A 25,662-nucleotide genomic window follows, 5' to 3' on the forward strand; every position below is an offset into this window, starting at 1 on the left:
TAGTAACTTCACTACCGATAAAGAAAATCTCTCCAGGAAAACTTTATACAGAAAAATATTGTCCAAGAGGCAATATAGAAAATTGTCTCAAAGAGCAAAAACTAGAACTAAGAAGTGATAGGACAAGTACCCATACATTTGCAGGTAATCAACTACGGTTGTGGTTTTCATCTGTTGCCTACATTTTAATGAATGCTTTACGAGAGAAGTGTTTAGCCAAAACGGAACTTCAAAACGCTACTGTTGGCACTATTCGCACAAAGTTACTGAAGTTAGGAGCAACTATCACGGTTAACTGCCGAAAAATTTTAATTTCAATTAGTAGTTCTTGCCCCTATAAAGGAATTTTCGCTCTGGCCTACAATTATTTATCTCTCTTACCCTGTTCTGGTTAATTTTTACTTAATTGTCATCATAATGATTAGCTTGCTGGGGTTAAGTTTACTGAATTTAACCCTGTTTTCGGCTGCCTAATTATTGCTAATCATAGTTATTACTCCAGTACTTTTCGTTTTATTCGTATTTTATTTATCTTTAAAACTTCGGATAATACGTGATTGTCTTCGGTTCCTGAATTTAATCCACTGATGTATAAAATATCCTTTCCTAAATTTTACTCATCTCAATGATTTTTTCGCACTTGTGAGAAATCCGGGGCTTGCACATATACTTGTTTGAGTTTTTCTTTTGCCTGATTTACTGCTGCAATAGCATCTGTGACTTCCGCCTCTGCTGCTTGCACATCTACAGGACGCACTTCGGCTATTTTTTCTAACGTAGCTTTGGCTTCGCTAATTTGCTTGTTTCCCGTAGCAACAATCCGATTCAGAACTGTTTGTGCCTCGCTAATTTGCTTTTTCTGTGTTGCGTCAATTCGTTTTAAAACAGCTTTGGCTTCGTTTTTTTTCTTTTGAGTGGTTACCATTACCAAACGCTTACTATCCAAGGTGGAATGGGAAATCGCACCGTTATCATACAACTGCTGATAACGCCAATATTCAGCTTCAGCATTTCTCAATTCCGCCTCAGTACTCTCAATTGTTGCTTGCTGAACTGCCATATCGCCTTCCAACTGCGCTTTAAGCCGGGTAACGGCATCTTTTTGCCCTGCCCTATCACCTTCTAACTGCGCTTCTAGTCCGCCAATTGCTGCTTTTTGGGCTAAAATTTCACCGCTTTTCGCTCCTGCTTTCACCTTCGCCAAATTAGCACGAGCAATTTTTACTTGTTCTTGTACCTTCTCGACATCAGCTTCAAGCCTACCTTGACTTTCAAGAATGGCTATTACTTGTCCCGCTTTTACTTGGTCTCCTTCCTTAACCAACAACCGCCCAAGTCTATTTTCCTGAGTAGATGTCGTTGCCGACACTTTTACTAACTTTCCTTTCGGCTCAAGTCTTCCCAAAGAAGTCACAGTCTTAATTTCAGGTATAACAACCTCAGGTTTAGAAATTGTTTTTGCCTGCGGAGTCCGAAACTTGCCGATAGTATAAACACTTATCCCACCCAGAGCAATCATTGCAGTAATTGTCAACATTACACCCTGTCGAAAACTGGGTTTCAAAGGTTTCAAATTATTATTATTAGCTGCTGTGTTTGGCATCATAAAGTACCTTCCCTAAAATCATTTGCTCAATACTCAGTAAAAGAAGAAATACAACAATTTAGTCACAAATAATTTTTCGATTAGGTCAATTTTTTGTTACTAGCGTTTAGGCGTTTGGGATTTAGCAGAAAATGAAACAAGGCAAATGTAGCTAAAGAAATACCAGCAGTTACCCAAAAAACGCCCCCCATACCCCATAACCCAAAAGAAATCCCTGCTATTATCGGGCCTATTGCTTGACCCAGTGATTGTACGGTAGCATTAACAGCCATAAATCCAGACCGCGTATTGTCTACCGCTAATTCCGCTAATAGTGCTTGAGTACAAGGTATTGCTAAAGCTTCACCCACACCAAATAAAATACTAGGAATAATCAGCAGCCAGACATTATGAATTGTAGGAATAATCAATAGAGCGATCGCAATAATTACAAAAGCTACTTTAATGAGAGTTATTTCCGATGTTCGCTGCGCCAACCTTCCTAACTGCGAAGCAACCACCGCTAGAGATACTGACATACTGGCTAAAATCAAGCCTATGACCAATCCCGAAGCACCAAAATTAACTCCTGCAAGGATAGGAATGTAAGTCATAAAGGCTCCAGATTGAATTGCAAATATGGAACCTACTGCAAACAACAGTCCCAGCACCCTAATATTGTTAATACTGTGCCAAGTATTTTGCAGATAAATTTTGAGTTTGCTATTTTGGCTACCACTGGCTTTTTCGGGAAGCTTGAGCACCATTAAAATCAACATTATCAAAGGAAAGGCACTAACTGCCAGCAAAAATGGATATCGCCAACTAAAACCTGCTAATGCCCCACCGATAACCGGGTAAATTGTTGTGCTGATGCCAATCATACAGGCGTTTAAAGACATTGCTGTTGTCAAGGCTTTGCCCCGATATATCGTACTAATCATGGTGAGGGCTATAAAATTTAAGCTAGTAACACCTAAACCTTGTAGAAATCGCCACCCAAGAAGAGTTTGAAAATCCTGGGCAAAAGAACTACATCCTCCCGCAACAGCAAATAGCAATAAAGAAAGAATTAAAACTTTTCTAGTTCCTATGCGATCGGCTAGTATGCCTAAAACTGGTGTAGTAATGCCCATAGGAATAAAAAAGACAGTCATTACTAATTGGATTTCTTTAGATGAAACATTAAAAACTTTAGCTAAATCTGGAAGTATAGGTGCAATAGTTGGCCCACCCATAATTGCAATCAGGGTTACACTAATGATGATATAAAGATTGCGATCGTAAAGCGGATTTTTGTTACTTGCGAAATTAGGTTGCATAGTTAGGTGGTAGATATATGAGCGTGCAAGCTGCCGAGTATTTTCAATCTAAAAAGAAGGCTTACTGAGTTTTGTATTGGGCATTGCTAAACTAGGCGATGATTTTGCCCAATTTGGAACAAATTTATAACGGTTTCAAGCGTACATCCATCTGTATTTATGCAACGCCTTATAGTTTTCTCAGCCAGTATGGAGATTTATATCTGGACTAAGGTTTTGATAGTGTTTAAAAATGTTATCTGGAATCATGTGTGTATTGAAGTTAGGAAAATCCCGTACTGAGGCGTGCTTATTTGGATCTCCAGTAACTATACGTATTAAATGGTTTGTGCCTTGCTTCAAATAATAGGTTGATGGGCTTTTTCCCTGTCGGGTAAATGTCCAGGCATCTGTTTTCAACCCCAATATTGTATAGCTGCCTGCATAAGTAGCATTATTCTGAGGCAATATATCTTGTGTTATCAGCACCTGATGACATACATCGACATCATCCTTTAAAGGCATTGGCTGGTAAGTGTTTTGTTTGTTTATTTCTTCTCTAGAGTAAGCTATTTTAGTCTTTCGTGTTTGACCATCACCTGGGGTAAATATCTCAGACATCCAGAGTTTGTGTCCGGTTTCTTTTTCAGGCCAAGGATTAAATAAACCATCTATGCGGCAAACATTGCGATTATAGTCAAACCAGCAATATCCCGAAGTAATCTGATCTTCTTCTTGCATGGGTTGCCAATATGAAATATAGCTAGTACTCCATTGTTCTGGAAGTAGGGGTGGTATATTGGATGTTTTTTCAAGTTCCATTCTGGCTCGTTCCACATTAGAATATTGACTACCTAAATGTAAAATTTGATGATGATTCATGGCTTTATTTTTCCTGATAAATGTAAGGACAGTATCTAATTTTGAATTTCTCAATCACTTGCTTTGTGCTTGGGAGCGCCTGAGTATATTCAGCTTGTTTTTCTGCCTGAATATTGCTTCCTAGTTGCTCCAAAACATTGTTAAACAGTACTTCTAAGTCTTCTTGAATTTGGGTCATTTTTTCACATATATTATTATTGACACCCTTTTTAGTGGTATTCATTGTTTCTCTCCTACATAGTTTCATCCTTGGACTGTATGATCAAACCAGTTAGTGTTGGAGATAGCTTAAGGATCGCCGTCAAATTCTACTTTGCCCTAATCTAGTTTAATAATGTGATCGGCAAGGTTAAAGTAACAGCATCATAAGTGATAATTATTGCCGTTTTCCCCGACTCTTTGAGATTGACCAATATTTTTTAGCTATCGAAAAAGCAAATCTTGATCTGATACCTATTCATTCAAAAGATAGACTCGGCGATCTTGCAGATAAGGCGTTAATAAAGCAAGAGGTTTTTACTGGTAATACCAATTCTGTATAAACATGCGCCAAATTATATAAGGAACGAACCGCAAAGGACACAAAGGAAGAAAGAAAATTTGGCGCAGCCTCACCAAGAAATGGTATAACCAGAAATATTTGTGATTGATTTTGATAAAGAACAAGGAGAGTAATAATTAATTTTGGCTTCTTACTCCAGTCTGTTCTAATATTTCTCAAACAAAATCCCTTCCACGCCAACTCCAGGGGCAAACGAAAATGAAATTCCAGTCATTTTTTCAGGGAAAGTTTTTCCGGCTTTTAAAGGCTCTTTTTCCAGGCGAAGAATTATGCGCTCAATAACAAATAAAATGGCACAACTAAGTATATTTCCGTGTTGACGCAATATTGCCCAGCTATCTGCTATTTGCTCGTCATTGAGTCCTAAAGAACTCTGTGCTTTCTCAATAATGCGTGTTCCACCAGGATGAACAGCCCACAAATCAATTTCCTCTTTTATAAGCTGATGTTCTGCCAAAAAATTATTGATAATTGGACTTAAGCCAGCTTCAATGTACTTAGGTAAATCACGGGAAAGCTTACAGGTAATACCATTGTCCGTGATTCCCAAACGAATGCCATCTTCAGTATCTTCAACTAAATAACTAAAGTTATCTTTAATGACGATTTTACCCTGACCGGGCAACATATTTTCTTCCTTAGCACCGAGCACCACTGCTGCACATCCATCTCCAAAAATGCTATGGATAATCACGTCATTTATGTTATCTTCAAACACGGCATTAATTGAACTCAACTCCAGGCAAACCATCAAAGCTTTTTGGCTAGGATTGGCTTTTATATAGTCGCAGGCAATTCGCAATCCATTCATTGCTGCTGCACATCCCATAAAATGGACTGGTATACGAGCAATGTTCCTTTTCAATCCTAAACTTTTGATTAGTTTTGCATCTATTCCTGGTGCAACAAATCCTGTACTAGTTACAAAAACAATCAGTCCAATAGTATCCTCAATCTTTTGTGAGCAGAAATAATTACCAGGTTTTGTACTTATTTCAGCAGCTTTTAAGGCTTTTTTGGCTACTTTTTCCGCTAGGGGAAGTGCATATTCTTCAAACATCTCCATTCGCTCTTGAATTGTGCCTGGTTTTCGGCTAAACTCATAGGTTTCTTCGGATAATAGATTGATGGCTAAATATCTTTGCTTGATGCGAGTGTTTTTGTAAATATTAGCGATCCGGTCTCGATTGCTATTTAAATTTCTTAGATTAGCCACAAATTGAGTAGCATCCGCTTGAGGAATAATATTGTCGGGAGTCCCAGTGGCGATACCCTCAATGGTTACTAGTACCTGCTTTGTTAAAGGATTGTGCTGGAAAAACTGTGGCATCAATCCATTTTGCTGTTTTGTTTGTGTTTGCTGTTTTGTATAAATACGAGTGCGAGTCATAGTTTAAACCATCCAAACTAAGTTTGTTCCTGAAATTTCTGTCCTGGATTGAAAGTAGAGAAGAATAGCTAATAACTAAGAGTTCTTAGCTATTCGCTTGTGATTCGATTTAACCGATGCCACTAAACCCAATAAAACCACTGATAATATAGTTGACACTCAATTTTAAGGCTTGAGGGTGGAAATGTTCTTTGAATAATCCAAGCTTATTTTCTTTTGCCATTACGGATGGAGCTGCTAAATATTGATTTATTAAACTCGGCAGCCAATCGAAGAATAAGTTTTTCGGTTGTAACCATTCAACGTTAAATTTCGCTGCTTCTTCTCGAACAATATCTTCGCTAATGATGTTGGCAAAAGCACTTTTTTGTTGAGGTAGTACGTGATGGACGCGGTGAGGACTTAAACCTGCTGACAAGAAAGAGTCAATATATTTATTGCCAATTATGCTTAAGTCACGGGAGTTTTCAATTTGAAGTACCGCCCAATCTTTTTCCTCCCAGTTTGTTTCTTCTTCAGTTGTTGCTTCTGCAAAATCGGGACTAGCAAGAATTAAAAAGGTAGTCACCCAAAGGGTAAGTAAAAATTGTCCAACCCAAGCTATAAAGTCACCCTTAAGAGTAAACAAAATTAATTCACCTAACATCAGAAGATGTATTCCAAATGCACCAACAAAGCTTTCTATAGGGAAGCCTAGCGGCCATATAATGCCTTTACCTTCAGGATTTCTCTCTTTTATTATTCCTTGAATCGAGAGTATTGCTACAATAGTTATTTGTGCAAACATCCCTGAGATTACGTGAGCGATTATATGTAGAGTATGAAGGGGAATTCGATAGTAACGAGGGAGTTCTAAGAAGAATGATACAGTCCCATTTTTCTTGACATCTGCCTTGCTTTCAATGAAGGGATGGTGCATTAAGTTGTGACCATCAATTTGTACAATTGCTAAAGGGACATAGTTAATATCGAATGCATGAGCAAAGATTTTGTTAAGTCCAATTTGAGGACGATGAAGTATGTAATGTCCTACACCTGAAAGGGAAATTTTTACCATTGCCATTAGAGGTATGAAAATATAAATTGGCATATATTGCTTAAAATCTAAGCGCAGCCATTCTATGAGTACATATCCAATGACTAACATAATGCTGACGAGATTAAAAAGAAAGTCCATTTGAGCCACCTTTTCCTTCATTTCTGATTTGTTTAGTCTGGCTCTGATGCGATCGAGTAATTGCTCATCTTTTTTGAAATTGTATTTTGGTGTGTCTCTCCAACTATCAAAGTCTTGGCTAAAGAGAAACTTAGGGGCCCAACAAGTAGGATGAACATCTTGTAATGTTGCTGGTCCCCCCAAAGAATATTTTTCTAAAACTTTCCTTACTTTTTCGGGGTTACTATGAAAAAAATTGACGAAAGTGGTAATGTCTCTATTTTTTGTGCGTCGAATGAAAAATTGGCCTCCTGGATGCTTGGCAATAAATTCGGTGAGATCATAGGCTCCACCATCGTAAATCCAGACATTGGGTAATGATGTAACGTCTAAAGGTGGTGGCGGTTCATTTTCATTTTCTGGTGATAGTAGTAGTAGATCGCCTACCTGATTATGTAGTGTAAGTTGCTCTAAAGTATTAATGGGTTGGCGATCTCCAAGAATTTGATTGTTGCGATCGCTAATATTTTCAGCTATTTGGTTTTCTTCAACGTTAGTATGGTTATTCATTTTGTTTATTACAATTGTTTGCCTTCTTGACATGATGCGTTCGCCCTTCATCAATTGTTAAGGAGAGTAGTGCGATTCTATGAGGTGCTAAAAATTAGTGCTTTCCTAGCATGTCCTATGTCTCAAGCAGTGCGTACTTGAGCTACCAACACAGACTCTGGATATTCGTTTAACCTGAGTTCGGGATAAGCTTAAACCCTGATTATGTCATTAGTTTTGAAAGTGTGAAAGCCTTATTTTTTCGTCCAAGCAATCAAATCTGAGCCTTTAACCCAAACTGACGTTTGTTTACCTCGTCAGGATGAAGAGGAAGTTGCAGGTAGCTATTCTCACCTAAGGAGGAGTAATCCGCTCATACTTGCAGTGGTGATTGAGAAGCTAGCAGTTTCTTGCTCTAAAAGTAACCCTGGCTCCTTCCGGATTTATCCCGTCTCCATCCTTTTACCAGAGCTGATTGAGAAGTTGCGATTTTTATACTTTAAATGCGTTTGCCCTGGCTCCTTCGCGTTTAAGTGCTTCACTCAGATTCTGAGCAAGGGCTGCTGACAAAGAAGGTAAGGCGTTGCGACGTGCATCAAAAGTTTCCGTAAGTTCCGTTGTGCTAAGGTTCATATAGTCCTGGATACTTTCAAACCATAAACGACTTGCATTAGCATGATCGCGGAATAAATGCATAACCGGCATAACTTTTGCATTAAATGATTTTAGAGCAAATGGGACATCAGTATGGTCACTCAAGGCTTTGACTAGCATCTGTGAACTTAGTACTGCCATCGTTGTTCCATGCCCAATAGAGAAATGCCCCGATTGAAGTGCATCACCTAATAATACTAAGTTTTGGTCATAGGATTTTTGATGACTGAGAGTCATAAAATTCCGCCATTTTAAGCCATTTTGTCCCAGCAGAGTGTGGTCTTCTAATTCATCTTTAAACACCTGTGCGATAAAAGTTGCAGCTTCTTCATCTGAAAATTTATCAAGTCCAGCATTGAGATAGGTTTCTTCACTGCACTCAACCACAAAGGTACTCATATTGTTTGAATATTTGTATGCATGTGCAATGAAAACACCTTTAGGGTGAAGTTTAAAAATCAGGCTTAAATAATCAAAGATTTTACTGGTGGCATACCAAGTATATTTATTTTTGCCATACTGTATGTCCGGTTTCAGTGTCTCTCTAAAATACGTAGACTTATGATTGATCCCGTTTGATAACACGACCAAATCATAATTATCTTTATTAAGTTCAGACTCAGACATTGCAGGAGAAGAATATTCAATAGCAATATCAAGCCGCTTACAGTGTTCTTGTAAAGAACGCAGCAGAGCGCGTCGTTCTACAGCACACATTGTTAGACCTGTGCTTATCACATTGCTCTCGCTACGATGAACCAGCTTAAACTCTTCTAAATACTGAGCAAAGAGTTGATCGAAATCATCTAAATATGATAGAGGGTTAGCTGGGTGATGTGGGGCGCGACCAGGCAATACCACTCCCCATCCTACAACTTTCTGAGGTGTGTTTTTTTCAATTATTTTTATATCCCAATCTGGTTTGAGTTTCTTCATCTGATAAGAAAACATTAATCCTGCTGGACCTGCTCCTACAACTAGTATTTTCATTAGTTTATTCTCCCTAATTTGTACCAAATATTGTAATTGTTATGAATAAAGTGCAACTCACTGTAAAACATTATTTTCATTAGTTCATTCTCCCTAATTTGTACCAAACATTTTGATTTTTCTGAAAAGAGTGCAATTCACTGTAAGGCATAGAGGTAAAGTAGAGTTTTTCTGCCATATCAGGCGGATAAACTTTCGGAAATTTCTTGTGCATAAAATTTGTGTATTTTACACGCGAAAAGAAAATCGGGTTTGAAGAACTTAATACGTCATAATTAGCCCGTGCCATATCTTGCATCGCATCGGCTTCTACTTTTCTGAGTTGGGTAAATTCAGGTAGGGTTTTTTGAAAATCGTCATGATTTTTTTCCAAAAGCTTAGAAAGTATTTGGGCATCTTCCAGTGCCATATTCATTCCCTGACCTAAAAATGGTGCTGTTGCATGGGCAGAGTCACCCAGTAATAACGCTTTTTCTTCGTAATGGAATGTACTAGACATTACATTGATTAAGTCATTACTAGGTTTTTTGATAAACTGTTTTACCATTTCATTGTGGATATCCTCTGGCATCTGTGGGAGGTAGCGTGAAAAGAATTGGGAAATCTGTTCTTTATTTTGCATTTGTAAGCTTGTTGCCCCTTCATAAGGTAAGCAAATAGCGAAACTAATACTACCATCTGGAATAGTCGCTGCACGTCCGCCAAACAATCCTTTTGAATCCATTCCAAAGAAATATAATAAGTCTCTACAAAAGTTTAGTCTCGAAGCATCAGCTACAACTAAGGTTTTATAACCATGCCTGAAAAATGACTGCTGAAATTCAAAGCGACGGATAGCGTTCTGCATGGCTTGACGAACTTTTGAACGGGCACCATCTGTACCAATTATTAAGTCACCAGATATATTGTGAAAATTATCATTTTGATCTTGCGTAATTATAAACTTTTGTTTGAGATTAACATCAAGACATTTATGGCCAAAGTGATATTTGACATTATTTATCCTGCCGTATTTATTTAGTAATTTTTGAAATGTAGACCTATCCAATGAAAGAGGCGATAAGTTATCTATTGGAACTAATTTTCTAGTTTTAAATTTACCTGCCACAAAAAAGGACATGCCAACTATCGACTCACCACACAAATCCAGCTCTTCTTTGGGAATACCTGCGCCAAGAACAGCTTTTATTCCTCTTGCTGTCATGCTGACACCGATTCCTTTGGAGGTTACTTGATCGATATATGAAGAGATGTCTTGTTGCGGATCGCTCCGTCTCTCAATTACATGGACTTCATGTCCTCTACGAGCTAAATAAATCGCTGTTAGCCCACCTGCCAGACCACCGCCAGCAATAATAATTTTACTCATGTTAAGCCTCTCTAGAAATTTTTTCCTAATAAAATAATTGTGTTTCAGTAGAACGTAAAGAAGTTTCACTGCATCCATTCAAGTCTGAAGTTTAGGGCTTATGGTTGCTCACTTGGTTTACTTCTGTGTTAGGGAATCTGTTGGGGATTTTTTGCCAATTCTTCAAAGAATCGGGTGTAAAAGTCGAACATTTCATAAACAGTACTGTGAATCACCTCGCATTCCCTAGCCTGATTACCTAGTCGTTCAAACCGACGAGCGATCGCCTGATATGCTACTTCTGGTGTGGGAATATACGCGGGTGGAGTTGCGATCTCGAAGGAGGGACCTGCGGTTTTGCCTCGCTTCCCTGAAGGCATAGTCATCAGCAATTCCCCTAGAGGGCGCATCATACCCGTCATCACGTCAATAGCGGCATTCATCAGCTTCGAGCGGCGCAGGCTGCTATTGGGCATTAACCCGAAATGCTGTACCATCATCTGCATCATTAATAAGTAACACTCATTAAAGATTTCCATCACCTTGCGAGTTTGGGAAACCGTGACAATATTGGTGTTGTAATCTTGATGGTGCAATGTCGGATTCCGCATCGCAGGGTATGCTGGGTTCCACGGCACTTGGCGGCTAGTTCCAGCATCAGTAACCTGCTCTCGAACCAAAGCCTCAGCCATGCGTCGGAATTGCTGAAAATGGGATTTTTCAAACTTAGGTGAGGATGAGTCACATCCTTCCCCTTGTTCAACAATTAAATTGATCGCAAAAAGCGCACTCTTAACGTCGTCTACTTGGAATTGGTAATCTGGGTGAACTTTATTAAAATCCTCACGCAAGAACAAGTGGTGTTCGCCGCCAACACGACCCTTCTTGACTACAATTAAATCCGGAATTGTTTCCAGCGCCGAGCTAATTTGACGGTACAGTTCGCTTAAAGAACCATAACCGTGGAGACGATCGGCGGTAGGATCGTTTAAGATAGGTTCGCCAACGAGGTCTTCTTCCAAGAAGTCGGGCCACTCGAAACGCATGAATCGCTGTAAGGTGGTTGCAGTTAAGGGTTCCAGAGCAAAGTCTACTTCAATAGGGAAACGGCGATTGATGTTGCTGAAGTTAGGGGTCGCCGGGTAGAAAGGCTCACCCATCGCCATGAGGATATTATTCACCATTAAAAAGTGGATCATTTCCTCACGGGATATATCCAGTAACACACCCCGCATACCGTAATCACGCACTTCTTTGCCGTCACCACAAGCTAGCTGCAACTGCTCGATTGTCCACAAACCTCGACGCACATACTCCTGACCTGTAGCGTAGTTGGGGATAGAGTATGCTGCATAGATGTATTGTAGCATGACTGCTATCTCCAGTTCCGCAGTATGTCGCAAAGCAACTACTAATTCATCACGGGTCTGGATGGTGCGCTGGGTGCGCTTTGGCTCTGGTACTGGATTTGGAATGTAACCAACTCGCTGTTGATTAGCCAAAAATTTACGTAAAAGCATAGCTTTGGGCTGAGACATATCCCGCGTTGGGGGCATATAGTAAGTCTTATTTTTGTTGCGAGGATCAGACATCTGCCACATTAATCGGGCATAGCTTTCTACCTTGCAACGATCAGCTAGGCTGAAAACCTCGGCTTTCATAAAGGAAAAGACCAACTCGTAGTAAACTAGAATTTCCTTATAAATGAGGTGGAAATTTACTGTCTCCTCCTCAACTTCCTCTAAGTGCCAATCGTTGGTCAACACTCGGACAGCAAAGGAACCAGCACCAGACCAAAAGCCGAGCAAATCATCGTTATCGTAGGCAATTATCGCCTCGTCGGGGTGGTTGCGATCGCGCTTCGTGTGCCGAAGGCAATCGCCAGGTCGTTCATTGGGTCGAGCCGAGAGTAACACTCGTGTAGTTCCTGGTTGGACACCACGTAGAGTTACCCACCCACATCCTCTCTGGTCTGTGGAGACTACACAAGTAGGGGTGAATTCGCCAATTTCTTGCTGTTTCCCTGGTTTGAAATGGACAATTTCCAGTTCGCAACTTTGGGGAAAGTGGAAAGTCTGACCAAGGTTAGCGGGGTCGCGTTCAAATTCGTAGCGTAGATGAGGCAATGCTTTAGGATTGTAGAACTGGCGCAGGTAGACGGCCTCAACTGGCGCAGGACGCCCTCGCACAAAAGACCGCACCTCTAGTTCTACAGCGTAGTCTTCGCCTCGTTGCCAATCAGGGAATTCTACGAACAAGCAGGCTTGATCTATCTGGAGGTTTATTTCCTCCTCCTGAAGCAAAATCTGCGGTTGTCCATCGGGCTGCATTGCAATGATGCATAAACCCTGCTTTAGAATTTCATCACCCAGGTCTGTAAAGGGTTCCGCTAATGGTACGTCTACAATCCCACTGGTAAGTTGATGTGCTTCTTGCTGATAGGCATCTTTAGGGATTCGTGCTACTAACCGCAGACTTTTGACTGTACGCAATTCCAATTCACCAAGGTCGAGCTTGGCAGCGATCGCATGAGTTGGCCCTGGCCCCGCTTTTGTCGTTCGCCCCAGACACGGCACTGCTGTAACCATATTCAGGCTTGCCCCTTGGCGATTCACCTGGACGGTAAGATTGGATAGTGTCTTTGAGTTCTGTAGCAAGTGACGCGGAGTCAGTAGTCGGCCATCTGGGTAGGTGCTAAGTTCTCCCTCACACCACAAACCAATGGTTCCATGCAGTTCCCAGAATACAGGCGAGTCGGGTTGCTGGGGTGTTGACATGTTGCTCAAGCCGAACTGCACCACTAGCCCCAACACGTCATCCCTAGTCATTGCCTCGCCCAATAAGGAAACTGTTGGTGAAAGCGCTACTTCTTCGCCCCACAATAAATCTGTCGCTGCTTTAGAGATGGTAAACTGATGCACAGCCGCACGCCCAAACTCACTGTTCAGGCAGTGTGGGGACAATTGGTGGATGTGGTTGAAGTTCTGCCAACGGGCTGGCTGTACGCCCTCCACAGGTGCTGAGAGCATATTTGAGACTTCGTGGGAACCACCAAGGCGGCCAAAGGTTAGTTGACCTACCATAATTGTGCTAGTCCAGTTGGAGGCTGGATCGCAGTCAAAGATGCGGGCGCGATTGAAGCTAGTTGCTAGATATTCGTTGTAGTGACCCCACATATCGATGCTGCGTCCCACCACTAGGTCGTGCTGGTCAACCTGTCCCGGCATTCTTTGAGTGCTGATAATTTGTGCTTCAATTGCAAAATGACCATTTCCCCCGAAATCCCATCCCATCCCCATACTGAAGGGCCCATTTTCATCCCAATTACCTTCACTGTTAAACCGGGGACCCAATTGGTAGAGGTGTTCGTGGTACTCGGATATAGGGCGATGGTGATCGAAGCGATCGCCGTTCATATACACTGTGTTGGTAGTGAGATCCACTAGCCCATTTTTATGTCCTGTAGGAGCGTGGGTACGAGCAAAGCCTTGAAAGTGTAGTCGGGGAAAATCAAAAATGCTCATAGCATGATTCCTAAAAAAGAAATGGCAAGTAGTTTGTATAAGTGGTTTGTTGAAATTTGAGCTTCTACATAACACTGAGATTAAGGAAAAAGACCAGGTAATGCATTCACCTTTCATGCAAAGTCGGTTGCATAGTTTATACGTTGCAATTACATGGTTGTGTGTTTTATTGTGCAGAAAACTGTATGTGCTATTTGCTATTTTTGCTATAGGTGCAATATTTCCTTTAAACATAAGCCCGACTCAAAATTAATCGCCCATCAGGTAATTGATATAATCCTTGTGGTTCAATTATTGGGTCGCCTTTTTTCCAAAGACACCATATCTCTAGCAGTAATGTTTATATTCCCCGCATTTCCTTGACCAAACGTGCTGGTATTCAAGTAAGCGCCCCCGGTGGCTCTCAATGGTTTATGGGTGACAATTTCATACACCACTTCGAGTGCTGACTCAATAGATCCCTGAATCCACGCCGGGAACCTAGAACAGTGTTCGCCAGCAAACAAAAGTGTATTCTGCGGTCTAGCAGCTTCTAGGTAATGAATATAGTGGTTGGATTCACTGGATACATCGTCACCCCAAGGTATAGAGCATCCTCCATCACTCCATTCGTAGCTGCCCCAGGCGATGCTAGTCATGTCTATAACCATGTCAGGCGCTTTAATTTCAGGGTGAAGCTGGCTTACGACCTTTTTGACGTAGGCATAGCGCTCTTGCTCGGGCATCACCCCTAAGTGGTCGGCATCGTCACCGATGGTATAGCTAGCCAATAAAGCGCTACCTAAAGAGGGATTAGTATTCACTGAAGGGTAATATGTCTGGCGGATACGCTCACCACTGAAAGATGCCCCGCCTTTAATCCCATGCTTTTCCCAAAAGGGTTGGGCGCAGTGAAAAGCAACTTTGGTAGCTGGACAGTAGGTGGTGTTGTGGATTGAAGTGAGTTTGTCTTCGTCAAACCCCCTCAAATCCATTTTCCGTAGGATTGAGAAAGGGATGGTACACAATACATAATCGCAATGACGTGTATGCAGTTGCTTACCTTTTAACCAGGACACTTTAACGCCATCCTTCTGCACATGCAAAGCTACTACCTTGCGGTTGCACTTGATCGGAGCCTTAATTGCAGCTGCTAAAGAGTTGATGAGCTGATCCATACCTCCTTCAAGCTGCAATAAATCGTGGCTGGTTTCAACCAGGATATCACTGAAGAACATATCAAGTGCCTTGCTACACCTAGCTCGAAAACCTGGGTTGGCTTTGATGAATCCATGAAAATCAATGCTTTCGCCATCTTCGTTGAAATAAGGCTCCAAATCCAACCTCTCTAGCTCATCCATTAAGTGCGAGTTAAGGTCACGATCTAGACTTTCGCGCAAATTCCCAGGAGATATTGTATTAACAATGGTTTTTAGCCAGGCCCCAAATAGCCGAGTTTTTTCACTGTAAGAAGTATCTAGAAAAATTCCTTGATAGTACTGCTGGCATATCCGAGGCCCATCCTTGATGCGAAAGATGTTTCCTTGAATATTCATCAAAGCATTTTGCTCCTCGAATACTGTGACAAACTTACGCAGTTTTTTGTCCAATCCCATTTCGTGTATGTAGTGCAGGACATGCTTATGTTCGCTGGGAATACGCATAGCTCCTAGTTCTGCATAGGGAGCTTTCGAATCGTCCCCAAAGTGGTGAGTTAAGATTCTACCCCCAATGCGCGAACTGCCTTCTATAATCTCGACTGTGTGACCTAAGCGCTCAAGCTCATAAGCTGCTATCAAGCCTGCAATGCCAGCTCCTAGAATGGTTATGTGCTTACTTTCTTGGGAATTTGCCAGTTTGCATAGATGAAGTATTGTCTTGGTGTCCATTTTCTAATTCTTCCAAATTACTATTTTAAAATACCAATGTTGACAGTGTTATTACTGGTGGAACTCAGCAAGCTGTTCCAATTTTTTCCAAGCAATACCACTTTTGATAATGTCTTTAGCCAGAGTGATAGCTTTAGTAAAAGTGTCTAAATAATTACTATCTTCAGGTATAATCTCACTTACATACAGAGCTAAAGCTGTATTCAAAGCCACTACATCTTGCTGGGCTGGAGTACCTTTACCAAGTAGGACTGCTTTGAGGATCTCGGCATTTTCTTGAACATCCCCACCCCTGAGTTCACTGATGGGGGTTGGGTTAAACCCTAAATCTTGGGGATCGATTGTCAACAGGTGGATTTGTTGGTTGGATAGTATTGCTAAGTCAGTTTTATCTGCCAAACCTGCTTCGTCTAATTTTTCTCGTCCGTAGAGTGTAATTACTCGGCGAGTTCCAAGTTGATGTAGAACCTGAGCAAAAGTCTCAACCATTGCAGGGTTATTGACACCAACAACCTGTCCCGTTGGGCGTAAGGGATTGAGCAATGGACCAAGAAGGTTAAAAACTGTTCGCACTTTGAGCGTTTTTCGTAGTGGTGCGATCGCTTTCAAAGCTGGATGCCAATCCGGTGCGAACAAAAAAGTTATCCCAACCGCTTCAACAGCTTCTTGAGTCTTCTTGGTACTAGCTTTGAGATTTAAACCCAAAGCCTCTAATACATCTGCTGAACCTATTTTACCAGAAGCTGAACGATTGCCATGTTTTGCAACTTTAACTCCAGCTGCGGCCGTTACGAAGGCAACAGCTGTGGAAATATTAAATGTTGATGCTCCATCTCCACCAGTACCGCAAGTATCAACTAGTGGTGATGTACCAACAATGCGATCGCGCAAAGTTGCTTTTAATGACTGGGAGTAAAGAACTTTGACCATGCCCAATAATTCTTCAGTTGACACTCCCTTGGATTGAATTGCAGCTAAAATTGCACCTGACAACACAGGAGGAATGGCTTCTGTGAGCCAACCGTACATTAAATCGCTAGCTTGAGAAACTGTAAGCGATTGACCATCTAACAATTGCTGCAATAAGGCAGAGTAATCAGGACATTTGTAGCTTGGGGAAATCTCTTCAATCAAAACTGGTGTTTTAGCCATAAATTTCGATACATGCAGCTTTTTAATCAAAGCCAACTAATATAAAAAACTACCTAAACTTGCAAGAGTCAAATTCATCTTGGTGTTGCAGATATCAAAATGAAATAGATGCCCCTACATTTCATAATTGATGCGTAAGTCCTAAATACTTAAGCTTGATTTAGGTTAAGAAACTTAACAACAGTTTGTACATCTTTGTCTCCGCGTCCAGAAAAGTTGACCACAATCCGGGGACTACCAGTTAGTTGTGGGCAAAGTATTTCCAAGTATGCGATCGCATGAGCCGTTTCCAGGGCGGGAATAATTCCTTCTAGTTGAGATATCAACTCAAATGCGGTTAAAGCTTGCTGGTCTGTGATGCTGTAATATTCAGCCCGCCCAATCTCTTTGAGATAACTGTGTTCAGGACCAACACCAGGATAATCTAACCCAGCACTGATAGAATGTGCCTCTACAATCTGACCATCTTCATCTTGTAGCACATAACTCATGGCACCGTGCAGAACTCCTACTCTGCCTCGTGTTAGAGTTGCTGCGTGCTTATCAGTATCAATACCTTCACCCGCCGCCTCAACTCCAATTAAGCGTACAGATGCCTCATCTACAAAATCATGGAAAAGTCCGATCGCATTAGAACCTCCACCTACACAAGCTAGAAGAATATCTGGTAATCCTCCCCATTTTTCTAGGGCTTGGGCGCGAGTTTCTTGACCTATTATTGCTTGAAAGTATCGTACCATCATTGGGTAGGGATGTGGACCAGCAACTGATCCTAAAATGTAGTGGGTTGTTTCCACATTTGTCACCCAATCCCGAATTGCTTCTGAGGTTGCATCCTTAAGAGTTCCTGTTCCTACTTCTACGGGTCTAACTTCTGCTCCCATCAGGCGCATCCGAAATACATTGAGGGCTTGCCGTTCCATATCGTGAATGCCCATGTAAATCATACATTGTAGACCGAAACGAGCGCATACAGTTGCTGTGGCTACACCATGCTGACCAGCTCCTGTTTCTGCAACAATGCGCTGTTTACCCATGCGCTTGGCTAAAAGTACTTGCCCTAGAGCGTTATTAATTTTATGCGCTCCTGTATGATTTAAATCTTCACGTTTGAGATATATCTGCGGCCCTGTACCATCAGGTCTAGCGTAGCGTGCAGTGAGTCTTTGTGCAAAGTAGAGGGGGGTAGCACGTCCAACGTAATCCTGCAGCATTTCCTGAAGCTCATTTTGGAATAGCGGCTCGTTGTGGTATTTTTGAAATGCCGTTTCTAACTCAGTAAGAGCCGACATTAAAGTTTCTGGTACATACTTACCACCAAATTGACCAAATCTACCAAGTGCATTAGGTTGTTGTTTATTTAGTGGAGTTGAAAGAGCAATGCTTTGTATGTTTAATAACATAAAATCTCCGAAATTGTATCGTGTATTTGCGTAAATATTTATCTCAGGGCAGGGGTAATTGATGTCTTCAAATCGTTACAAAAATATTTGATGGCTCGCAGCCCTCGGTATGGTGTACCTTCTGCTAAACGTTGTACAAAGGCACTTCCGACAATGACAGCATCAGCACCCCAATCTCTTACTTGACGAGCATGTTCTGGTTCAGAGACGCCAAAACCAACACCAATAGGTTTGTTAGTTACACTCCGAATGTCTCTGATGACGTCTTTAACACGAGTATCCATTTGGGAGCGCACACCAGTTACGCCTGTAACGCTCACCAGGTAGATAAATCCACGAGATTGACGGGCGATCGCTTCAATCCGCTCTTTTGAACTTGTAGGAGTTACTAACAATGTAACTTCAATGCCAATAGCATCAGCAAGTTGTAGTACTTCATTAGCTTCTTCCAAAGGTAAATCAGGAATTACTAACCCCTTAATTCCTGATGCAGCAGCAAGTTCTAGAAACTGCTGAACGCCCAAATTCAAAATTGGGTTGTAATAAGTAAACAGAATAATTGGCGATCGCAAACCAGAAATGACTGTATGAGCCATTTGTAAAACGTCACCTAATCGAGTCCCTTGTTTTAAACCACGGGTTGCAGCTGCCTGAATCACAGGGCCATCTGCTAAAGGATCTGAGTATGGAATTCCCAATTCAATAAAGTCAGCACCGCTAGTATCTAAAACGCGTAAAGCTTCTGCTGTGATATCTAAACTAGGATCGCCAGCCGTCACAAAGGGAATTAAGGCACACTGGTTGTTTGCACGTAAATATTCAAAGTGTTGCGAAATAGAAGCCATATTGATGATCCATTGAAAGTTAATAAATACTTGAAATGTTGACTGAGGGTTCAGGCTTATAGGTACATCAGAGCTTGAGGTATTTAACCTCTTGGATGTAACGAAATAGCGTCAAATATTGATAACAAAGCCTACTTGTTTGAATTTAACAAATGGCTTACAGCCTGTTCTATATCAGTTTGCTTGACTAAAGATTCTCCAACCAAAACCGCATCGGCTCCCCACTCGGTAACTCTAGCTAAATCAGCCGATGTGTATAAACCGGACTCACTTACAACTGTTATCCCTAAGTTAGTAATTTTTTCTTGATGCTGTGTTATCAAGGATTGGGTTGTTGTTATGTCAACGTTAAAATCTTCCAGATTCCGGTTATTAATCCCAATCAATTGTATATTTGGTAATGCCAGCACCCGGTCAAGTTCGCTGAGAGTATGGACTTCTATGAGAGCATTCATACCCAAATATTGAGTAGTTTGTAGAAAATCGTGGAGAGATCGATCGGATAATATGGCGGCAATTAATAATACAGCATCTGCCCCATTAACCCGTGCTAGATAAATTTGATATGGGTCAATAATGAATTCTTTGCATAACAATGGCAGTGCCACATTGTTTCTAATTTTTCGCAGATTATCAAAACTGCCTTGGAAAAATTTTTCATCGGTTAACACTGATAAACAGGTAGCACCACCGCGTTCATAAGCTTGGGCAATCCTGACAGGATCAAAGTCTGCACAAATGACTCCTTTACTAGGCGAAGCTTTTTTGACCTCTGCAAGCAAGCTGGGTTTATGAGGATTATCTTGCAAAGCACCAAGAAAATCTTGTGGGCAAGGGGCAGCACTAACTTGATTTTTTAAGACTTCTAAAGGCAGTCGCTTACGTCTTTGAGCGACTTCTTGCTGTTTGTACAATACAATCTCTGCGAGAATATGGCGGGGTTTTCCTGATAGTACTGTCACTTGGTTATTAATGGCAGTAAGGAATTCGGTTGTTTGATACTGACGATTCGACATATAGTCTTTAAAAGTTTGGATGTGAGTGAAAGAAATTTACGTTAGTAGTTATCGGTTTAGCAATTAAATATTGAAATCTGTAGCACTCAATTGCAATCACCGATAAAGTTAGTTATTTGTAATCTGCGAGAATTGAGGCAAGTTTTTTGGTTGTTAATGCATGGACTGCATTCTGAATAATTCTCAGACCAACTCCTCCTGCGAGAGTCATAATTGATTCTGGATGGAACTGAACACCCACAATTGGCAGTGTTTGATGTTCGATAGCCATGATCACACCATCTCCGGAGATAGCTGTAACTTTGAGTTCTTTAGGAAGACTTTCTTTGATAGCAAACAAAGAGTGGTATCTACCAACTTCAAATGATCGTGGAATGTTTTGGAAAATCACAGAATCAGCCGCTACGACAGAAACACGAGATATTTTGCCATGTTGGGGATAATCGAGAACTCCCAGTTCACCACCGAAAGCTTCAACAATTGACTGTAATCCTAAACAAACACCAAAGATAGGGATTTGGCGTTTGATACAGACAGCAATTATCTCTGCGGCACGGAAATCGCTCGGTCTGCCAGGCCCGGGGGATAAAACAACAAGGTCTGGACGTTCTATATCAAAAACTGATTCTGAAAAGCCATGACGTAGTGTTTTGACCGTAGCGCCTGTTTGACGGATATAGTTTGCTAGGGTGTGTACAAATGAGTCCTCATGGTCAATTAATAAGACTCGTTTGCCTTGCCCACTGCTAATTTGTTGAGGGTTAATATTAGAGTCGTGGGAGAAATCGGTAGTTTTATATTTAGTCTGATAGAGTGTCTGAAATAAAGCAGCAGCTTTAGTGAGCGTTTCTTGAGCTTCCGCTTCTGGATCGGAGTCATAAAGAACTGTTGCACCCACTCGCACTTCTGCAATTGAATCTTTAAGTCGAATAGTCCGCAGAGTTAGACCAGTGTTAAAATCGCCTTTGAAGGTTAAATAACCAACGGCTCCACCATACCAACGCCGAGGACTGTGTTCATGTTCTTCGATAAACTGCATTGCCCAGCGTTTTGGTGCGCCTGTAACTGTAACTGCCCAAAGATGGCTTAAAAATGCATCTAAGGCATCAAACTCTGGTCGCAATATCCCTTCAACGTGATCTACTGTGTGGATTAAATGACTGTACATCTCAATTTGGCGGCGGCCAATGACTCTAACAGAACTCGGTTCACAAATTCGAGATTTATCGTTGCGATCGACATCGGTACACATGGTCAACTCAGCTTCATCTTTGCCCGAGTTGAGCAGCTTGAGAATTTGAGCCGCATCATCAATGGCATCTTTTCCTCGGCGGACTGTACCACTGATCGGGCAAGTTTCTACTCGTCTGCCTTCAACACGCACAAACATTTCTGGAGATGCACCAATCAGATACTCGCCACCTAAATTCAGGAGGAATCCATAGGGGCTAGGATTTATTTGCTGTAAGGTTTGGAATAGTTCGCTTGGAGGATTTTCGCAAGATTGAAAGAAATTTTGTCCGGGAACAACCTCAAATAAATCACCACGACGGAAGTATTCAAGTGCTTTCTTCACTTGTTCCTCATACTTACCAGGTTCATGGTCAGAAGCTTGAGTAGGGGTATAACGCTTACCTTTGTAATCAATAACTTCTCCAGTGCGAGGCAGACCCTCAGTGCTACCGTACTTGGTTGCAAATTCATACTGCAAACGAAAAGCTTTTTGCTGATAGTAGTCAATAATTACCAGTTCATCAGGTAAATAAAGCACCAAATCCCTTTGGTCTTCTGCACGAGTTAGATGTTTTGGCATCTGCTCGAACTGAAAAACTAAGTCATAGCCAAATGCACCATAAAGCCCTAAATGCTCATCTTCAGGACTATTAAAAATATTTAGAATTTCACGAACAATACTGAATATAGATGGTTGCTTACTCCTTTCTTCTTCTGAAAAGAGATGTTCTGCTGCTTTGACATATCCAGTTATAGAAGAGTTTTCTAAGTTAACTGCCATTAGTTGTGGATGCTGATATAGGCGCTCTCTGAGATAAGGGAGTAGCACCATGCCTCGCTCGTTATGTGCAATGATTGTAAAGTAGTTGGAGCGAGTAACAAGTTCTAAAGGTGGATTAACAAAACCGATTCCCCATCTCTTATAACGTCCGGGATATTCGTAGCTACTTTTAAACAAGCCTCCACGTTGGGAATCAAGGCATGATAGGCTATTTTGAATAGCAGTATCTATTGAAGTCTCAATCACAAAACGAGATATATGAATTTTACCTGTGGTTGTATAGCTATGGGTATCTAAATACATTAGTCAGTCCTCTCAAATTTCTTAATGTACATTCGGCAAAGTAAAATCTGTGCATTGGCTATAGATTAATATCTCCCCAAGTTTAGACAAAGTAATATTGCTTAAAATCATAGTAAGCTTATTAACACATATTTACAGCTTGGAGAGATTTATCAAAATCAAGGTTTGTTGAATAGTTGAATAGCTGTAATCCTCCATTTTTCGGTAATTTAAAGTTTCTCTAGATACTGATAGTGGTGGCGATTCTAGCGGTTATTTTTGGTGTTATAAATGGATAATTGTTTTGAGACCAACGACCAAAAAATTTACCCAACACAGCCATTTCTTGCATTAATTGGTCAAATGTTTCCAAAGTTAGAGATTGTGGCCCATCTGAAAGCGCTTTTGCTGGATTGGGATGAACTTCTATCATCATTGAATCTGCACCAGATGCGATCGCTGCCATAGTCATAGGTAGCACAAACTCAGATTTCCCTGTAGCATGACTGTGATCGACCATAATCGGTAAGTGAGTTAGCGATCGCAATACTGGGATCGCAGATATATTCAGGGTATTTCGTGTATATTAGCGTCAAATGTGCGAATCCCCCGTTCACACAAAATCACATTGGGATTATCCTCTGCCAAAATGTATTCCGCTGACATCAACCAATCTTCAATTGTGGCTGCAAGTCCGCGCTTCAATAGTACTGGCTTACCTGTCGCTCCTACTTTCTTAAGTAAGGAAAAATTCTGCATATTACGAGCGCCAATTTGGATTACATCTGCCACTTGAGCTACCTTGTCCAGGTCAGCTGTATCCATGACTTCTGTAATAATCCCTAAGCCTGTAGCTTCTCTAGCTCTAGCTAATAACTCTAAAGCACTTTCACCATGACCTTGAAAAGCATAGGGGGACGTGCGGGGTTTATTTATATGCTCCTCCTCGTAAAAACTGCGCCCCTACTGCTTTGACTCGCTGTGCTGTTTCTACAATCATCTCTTCATTTTCTACAGAGCAGGGCCCAGCTACTACCACTAAAGGATGGTTTTGACCGAAGATTACAGGTTTATTTGGTGTTGATACAACTACCTCACTAGCTTCACCATAACGAAATTCTAAAGAAGTGCGTTTAAACGGCTTATTCACCCAAATTACTTGCTCAATAAAAGTGCTGAGATTTTGAATGTGTCTAATGTCAGTTTCTACCATTTCACCGACTAAAGTAATTACTACTTTATGCTGACCTTGAGATATTACTGGCGTGATTTTATGACGATATATTTCTTCAATAACACGCTCAATTTCTACTGATTGTGTCCCTAATTTCATTACAATAATCATTGCTTTGAATCTCCTGAAAATATTGCGATCACTTCTTTCGTTATAATTTCTAAGCTTGAAAATGTTGTTCATTATTGCCATTTTCGGCAGCAAATTTTTCACCCTGATTGCCATCAATATAGTATGTTTTAGCGCTGTCGGGTAATAAATAAACATTTTCTCCGCTGTGAATGTAAGTACGAATTCCTTGTTTTCTAGCAGGCATGTTTTTTTCCTTTTCTAAATGCCGATGAGTTATACATTAAAGTAGAAGTTAATGTTATACATCCACCTTTTCTGCTTGTTTGTGTGCAGTATTTATCCCTGGAGAATGCACGAATGTGATCGCCTCATTGCAGAAAACTGCATTACTTAAAGAAAATTACCTGATTTATTATTCGTATTGTCGTTGATGACTCAATTTGATTATTTCAGGACTTACGCAACTGGCACAATGCGATCACTATTTAATAGTACATCAGTATTAATTAAATCCGATTCCGAAAGCTTTGTCTTCGCAATAAAAGTCGCTGCCTTGGAAGCAAAGCATGAAATATTCATGAGAAAATAGGTAGAAGTTGTATTAGATAAATTTGCTAACGGTAATGAGATTTACTAAGCTTAGTTACTGCCAATACTTATTAAGTAGTCAAATTAATTATACAATTACCAATTTGGCAGAGTATTTAGAGAGTATTAGTCATGATGCCATTAACTATTATTTGAAAAGAGAGAAATTAACACCTCGTTTACTATGGGATAACGTGAAAGAGCTAGTTGAACCTGATGACAATGGTTACATAATATTTGATGATAGCGTTTTAGATAAAAGGTATTCTGAAGAAATAGAAATAGTCAGAAGACAATATAGTGGTAATGAGCATGGTGTCCTCAAAGGTATTGGTGTAGTTAGCTGCGTCTATGTTAACCCTACTCTACAAAGATATTGGGTAATAGATTACTGCATTTTTAATCCTGATGCCGATGGGAAAACCAAGATAGATCATGTGAAAGACATGCTGCAAAACCTTGTATATCATAAGCTTTTACCATTTGATACTGTTTTAATGGACACATGGTACGCTGTACACAGTTTAATGCTTTATATTGATAGCCTAGAGAAAATTTATTATTGCCCTTTAAAGAATAATCGGTTAGTTGATGATACTTTTGGTAAAGAAAAATATAAACGTATTGAATTATTAGAATGGAGCCAAGAAGAATTAGAATGTGGTAAGATAATCAAAATTAAAGGGTTCCCAGCTAATAAAAAAGTGAAACTATTGTGCAATGTTGGTTTAGGTTAGGTTAAAGAATTTAGCCTATACAACTGGTCAAACTATTTATCAAATCAAGCATAACTTGCTTTCTAATTATTTAATTCAGCAATTGAAACGCCCAAGTATTCTTATGTGCTTGGTTTGATTTAAATTGTCGCGGGGCAGGGCGCAGTCCTGCCCGCTATTTGTGCCAGTTGCGTAAGTCCTGTATTTAATTTTGCATAGATACTTATATTAAAACGGCTGATAGCGCACTGAAAAATTAAATTTGGCTGTATTTGCAGGCAATTAAAACGATTAGAGTCAGCATTGCGGCTCAGTTTCTATCGCTGATTCCAATATTTGGTGTGGGTGGTGCTTATTTGTTTCTGAGTGAACGACTCTCCTTACTACAAGGATTGGGAATGCTACTTGTCGTCGGAGCTAAACCTCGTCCATTTTGAAAGCTGGAGTTTTGTCACGCATGGGACTATCCTAAGTTTTAGGAGTGGTGATTGAGGTTTGTACAAGAATGTTGAAAATTGACTTTCTTCGTTG

Annotated in this window: 18 protein-coding genes and 2 pseudogenes; 3 read left to right on the top strand and 17 right to left on the bottom strand. The window is 40.7% G+C overall.

Annotation, left to right across the window (positions count from 1 at the left end):
• Window positions 1–395, top strand: a 395-nt coding sequence (locus H6G97_RS27890) for a transposase (RefSeq protein WP_190943816.1), incomplete at its 5' end; no start/stop codon positions are given.
• A 227-nt stretch (window positions 396–622) separates the two neighbouring features.
• Here H6G97_RS27890 and H6G97_RS27895 read toward each other — a convergent pair.
• From H6G97_RS27895 to H6G97_RS27975, 17 genes and pseudogenes are all read right to left on the bottom strand, one after another.
• Window positions 623–1,606, bottom strand: coding sequence for a biotin/lipoyl-binding protein (locus H6G97_RS27895; RefSeq protein WP_190943817.1), 984 nt, complete (start codon window positions 1,604–1,606; stop codon window positions 623–625).
• Between the two features lie 80 nt (window positions 1,607–1,686).
• On the bottom strand, window positions 1,687–2,907 hold the full coding sequence (locus tag H6G97_RS27900) for an MFS transporter (RefSeq protein WP_190943818.1): 1,221 nt from the start codon (window positions 2,905–2,907) through the stop codon (window positions 1,687–1,689).
• A 180-nt stretch (window positions 2,908–3,087) separates the two neighbouring features.
• A complete protein-coding gene (gene vioE, locus H6G97_RS27905; protein ID WP_242055308.1) occupies window positions 3,088–3,768 on the bottom strand; it encodes a violacein biosynthesis enzyme VioE in 681 nt (226 codons plus the stop codon).
• Between the two features lie 4 nt (window positions 3,769–3,772).
• Window positions 3,773–3,991 (bottom strand): hypothetical protein, encoded by a 219-nt coding sequence (locus tag H6G97_RS27910; RefSeq protein ID WP_190943819.1) that lies wholly within the window; start codon window positions 3,989–3,991, stop codon window positions 3,773–3,775.
• A 484-nt stretch (window positions 3,992–4,475) separates the two neighbouring features.
• On the bottom strand, window positions 4,476–5,720 hold the full coding sequence (locus H6G97_RS27915; protein WP_242055309.1) for a type III polyketide synthase: 1,245 nt from the start codon (window positions 5,718–5,720) through the stop codon (window positions 4,476–4,478).
• A gap of 109 nt (window positions 5,721–5,829) precedes the next feature.
• Window positions 5,830–7,446, bottom strand: coding sequence for a cytochrome b5-like heme/steroid binding domain-containing protein (locus H6G97_RS27920; RefSeq protein WP_190943820.1), 1,617 nt, complete (start codon window positions 7,444–7,446; stop codon window positions 5,830–5,832).
• A gap of 471 nt (window positions 7,447–7,917) precedes the next feature.
• The gene (vioD, locus tag H6G97_RS27925; RefSeq protein WP_190943821.1) at window positions 7,918–9,069 is read right to left on the bottom strand and encodes a flavin-dependent violacein biosynthesis monooxygenase VioD; all 1,152 of its coding nucleotides are present in this window, start codon (window positions 9,067–9,069) and stop codon (window positions 7,918–7,920) included.
• Between the two features lie 79 nt (window positions 9,070–9,148).
• Window positions 9,149–10,438 carry an NADP-dependent violacein biosynthesis oxygenase VioC gene (vioC, locus tag H6G97_RS27930; RefSeq protein WP_190943822.1) on the bottom strand — a complete coding sequence of 430 codons (1,290 nt, stop codon included), beginning with the start codon at window positions 10,436–10,438 and terminating at the stop codon, window positions 9,149–9,151.
• Between the two features lie 128 nt (window positions 10,439–10,566).
• The gene (locus H6G97_RS27935; protein WP_190943823.1) at window positions 10,567–13,941 is read right to left on the bottom strand and encodes a ferritin-like domain-containing protein; all 3,375 of its coding nucleotides are present in this window, start codon (window positions 13,939–13,941) and stop codon (window positions 10,567–10,569) included.
• 287 nt (window positions 13,942–14,228) lie between these two features.
• Window positions 14,229–15,809, bottom strand: a complete 1,581-nt coding sequence (locus H6G97_RS27940; protein ID WP_190943824.1) for a flavin monoamine oxidase family protein — start codon at window positions 15,807–15,809, stop codon at window positions 14,229–14,231.
• 51 nt (window positions 15,810–15,860) lie between these two features.
• Window positions 15,861–16,961 (bottom strand): anthranilate phosphoribosyltransferase, encoded by a 1,101-nt coding sequence (gene trpD / locus H6G97_RS27945; RefSeq protein ID WP_190943825.1) that lies wholly within the window; start codon window positions 16,959–16,961, stop codon window positions 15,861–15,863.
• Window positions 16,962–17,110: 149 nt separating this feature from the next.
• Window positions 17,111–18,364 (bottom strand): tryptophan synthase subunit beta, encoded by a 1,254-nt coding sequence (gene trpB / locus H6G97_RS27950; RefSeq protein WP_190943826.1) that lies wholly within the window; start codon window positions 18,362–18,364, stop codon window positions 17,111–17,113.
• 38 nt (window positions 18,365–18,402) lie between these two features.
• A complete protein-coding gene (trpA, locus tag H6G97_RS27955) occupies window positions 18,403–19,209 on the bottom strand; it encodes a tryptophan synthase subunit alpha (RefSeq protein ID WP_190943827.1) in 807 nt (268 codons plus the stop codon).
• A 131-nt stretch (window positions 19,210–19,340) separates the two neighbouring features.
• Window positions 19,341–20,225: an indole-3-glycerol phosphate synthase TrpC gene (gene trpC / locus H6G97_RS27960; protein WP_190943828.1), complete on the bottom strand. Its 885-nt coding sequence runs from the start codon at window positions 20,223–20,225 to the stop codon at window positions 19,341–19,343.
• 112 nt (window positions 20,226–20,337) lie between these two features.
• Window positions 20,338–22,542 carry an anthranilate synthase gene (locus H6G97_RS27965; protein ID WP_190943829.1) on the bottom strand — a complete coding sequence of 735 codons (2,205 nt, stop codon included), beginning with the start codon at window positions 22,540–22,542 and terminating at the stop codon, window positions 20,338–20,340.
• Window positions 22,543–22,762: 220 nt separating this feature from the next.
• Window positions 22,763–23,866, bottom strand: a pseudogene (gene aroF, locus H6G97_RS27970) (3-deoxy-7-phosphoheptulonate synthase).
• Between the two features lie 49 nt (window positions 23,867–23,915).
• The gene (locus tag H6G97_RS27975) at window positions 23,916–24,071 is read right to left on the bottom strand and encodes a hypothetical protein (protein WP_190943830.1); all 156 of its coding nucleotides are present in this window, start codon (window positions 24,069–24,071) and stop codon (window positions 23,916–23,918) included.
• 379 nt (window positions 24,072–24,450) lie between these two features.
• Here H6G97_RS27975 and H6G97_RS27980 point away from each other — a divergent pair.
• Window positions 24,451–25,270 (top strand): annotated as a pseudogene (locus H6G97_RS27980) (IS701 family transposase).
• A gap of 133 nt (window positions 25,271–25,403) precedes the next feature.
• On the top strand, window positions 25,404–25,568 hold the full coding sequence (locus tag H6G97_RS27985; protein WP_190943831.1) for an EamA family transporter: 165 nt from the start codon (window positions 25,404–25,406) through the stop codon (window positions 25,566–25,568).
• Window positions 25,569–25,662: the final 94 nt, after the last annotated feature.

Origin of the sequence: Nostoc flagelliforme FACHB-838, assembly GCF_014698065.1 — a bacterium.
Taxonomy (GTDB): Bacteria; Cyanobacteriota; Cyanobacteriia; order Cyanobacteriales; family Nostocaceae; genus Nostoc; species Nostoc flagelliforme_B.